2 protein-coding genes are annotated in these 1582 nt (G+C 33.6%); one reads left to right on the top strand and one right to left on the bottom strand.

Annotated features, from left to right (window positions below; genetic code table 11):
* Nucleotides 1-17 precede the first annotated feature (17 nt).
* The gene (locus CH76_RS13220; RefSeq protein WP_036147332.1) at nucleotides 18-365 is read right to left on the bottom strand and encodes a YgzB family protein; all 348 of its coding nucleotides are present in this window, start codon (nucleotides 363-365) and stop codon (nucleotides 18-20) included.
* A gap of 121 nt (nucleotides 366-486) precedes the next feature.
* On the opposite strand from CH76_RS13220, the gene CH76_RS13215 reads away from it, so the two are divergent.
* Nucleotides 487-1365: a nucleotidyltransferase-like protein gene (locus CH76_RS13215; protein ID WP_036147329.1), complete on the top strand. Its 879-nt coding sequence runs from the start codon at nucleotides 487-489 to the stop codon at nucleotides 1363-1365.
* Nucleotides 1366-1582 lie beyond the last annotated feature (217 nt).

The following is a 1582-nucleotide window of genomic DNA, read 5'->3' as shown; positions in this document are numbered from 1 at the left end:
TCCCAGCCTCTTTTTTGTTATTCTGATTTTTTATTGTAAGACTGATCAAATGCCTTACCTTCTAAGTTAGGGTCTAACGTTAAAGGTTCGTTACAGTACATACACATATCTACACGACCAAGCACTTTAGTATGCTTGCCGCAGTTTGGACAGGCGACTTGCACGGCTCTGGTCGATAATAAGCCAATCCATAAATAAACAGCTGTACTAGCAAAAATACATAATAAACCGAGTGACATAAAGATTACAACAAGCCAAGGGTTTTCTCTAAAGAAAATAGCACCGTACATTACAACAAACCCAATAAAGATTAGGGAAAGTGCAAATGAACGTATTTTATTAATCTTACTATTATATTTTTTCATTACGTAAAGCCTCCAGTCTAAAACTTACTATAACATAAAAGGCTTTCAAAAAAAGGAGGGAAATGTGTAGGTTTGTCGAAAGTAGTTCATAGTAATTAAAGTATAAGGAGCGTTAAACAAAATGGATCATTTATTAAGACCAATTTACCAAGAGCGCATCGAAAAAGAAAAGACACTTGGTGTCATCCAATATGATATTAAAGATAATGAGAGTAATATTACCGATACATTCGATTCCATTTTATTAATTGTTGTAGCCAAAGCAAAATCTCCAATTGTAACAAAACATTACATTTTGGGTGAGCAAAAAATCGCAACACATATCGTCACCGAAAAAATGCTACGTAAATGGTTACAAAACGGTTCTAATCGTAAGGTAATCAATTGGGTTCTCTTTGGTGAGGTATTGTTTGAGCGTACGAATTATTTACAAAGCTTACGACTTCAAATGCAAACCTTCCCTTATGATGGACGAAATATTAAAACAGGTATTCAATTTGCGAAGTTAATTCGTCGTTACCTTGAGGGCAAAGAACAATATGCACAGGGCAACTATTTAGATGCTTATATTCATGTGTTATCTTCTGTCCACCATTTAGGGCGTTTGTCAGTTATTGATAGCGGTGCATATCCTGAAGTTTCAATTTGGGCACAAGTAAAAGAAATTGAACCAGCAATTTATAAATTATATGAAGAACTAGTTTTAAGCGATGAACCATTGCAAAAAAGACTAGAGCTGTTATTTTTAGCGAGTGAATTTTTTATTCATTCACGTACAGAAGATGGGGCTGCACATATTTTAGAAGTAATGAGTGCAAAAGAATATTGGAAAATACAAGAGCTCCATGAGCATGAAGAGCTGGAGTTTTATTCAAAGGATCTAGAAGTCTTTGTAGAGTATTTAATTAAACATGATTATATTTTAGTAGAACCGTTTATTTCAAAGCGTGGAAATGTAATGCATCGCCACTATAAAGTAAATATAAACAAAATCGAATAATAAAAACAATATAATAGGAAGAAAGGTTTGTTGAAGGAATCTTTTTAACGAAATACAAATCTTTTTTTCTAAAACCGTTGACAGTTTGTTGTGTTATGGGGTATGATTCTATTTGTCGTTAGCGAGACGTTAACGAAAAGAAAAAATAAATAAACGGTTGACAGTAATCGAAGCCGATGTTATTATAAGAAAGTCGCTGAAACAAAACGGCGCAAAC

Origin of the sequence: Lysinibacillus sp. BF-4, from assembly GCF_000743635.1 — a bacterium.
GTDB classification, from domain to species: Bacteria; Bacillota; Bacilli; order Bacillales_A; family Planococcaceae; genus Metalysinibacillus; species Metalysinibacillus saudimassiliensis.
This window is presented reverse-complemented; position numbering and strand designations above follow the sequence as displayed.

Bases quoted from the DNA above. Each gene is read 5' to 3' on its own strand.
- CH76_RS13220 (WP_036147332.1), bottom strand. From the start codon at position 365: ATGAAAAAATATAATAGTAAGATTAATAAAATACGTTCATTTGCACTT.
- CH76_RS13215 (WP_036147329.1), top strand. From the start codon at position 487: ATGGATCATTTATTAAGACCAATTTACCAAGAGCGCATCGAAAAAGAA.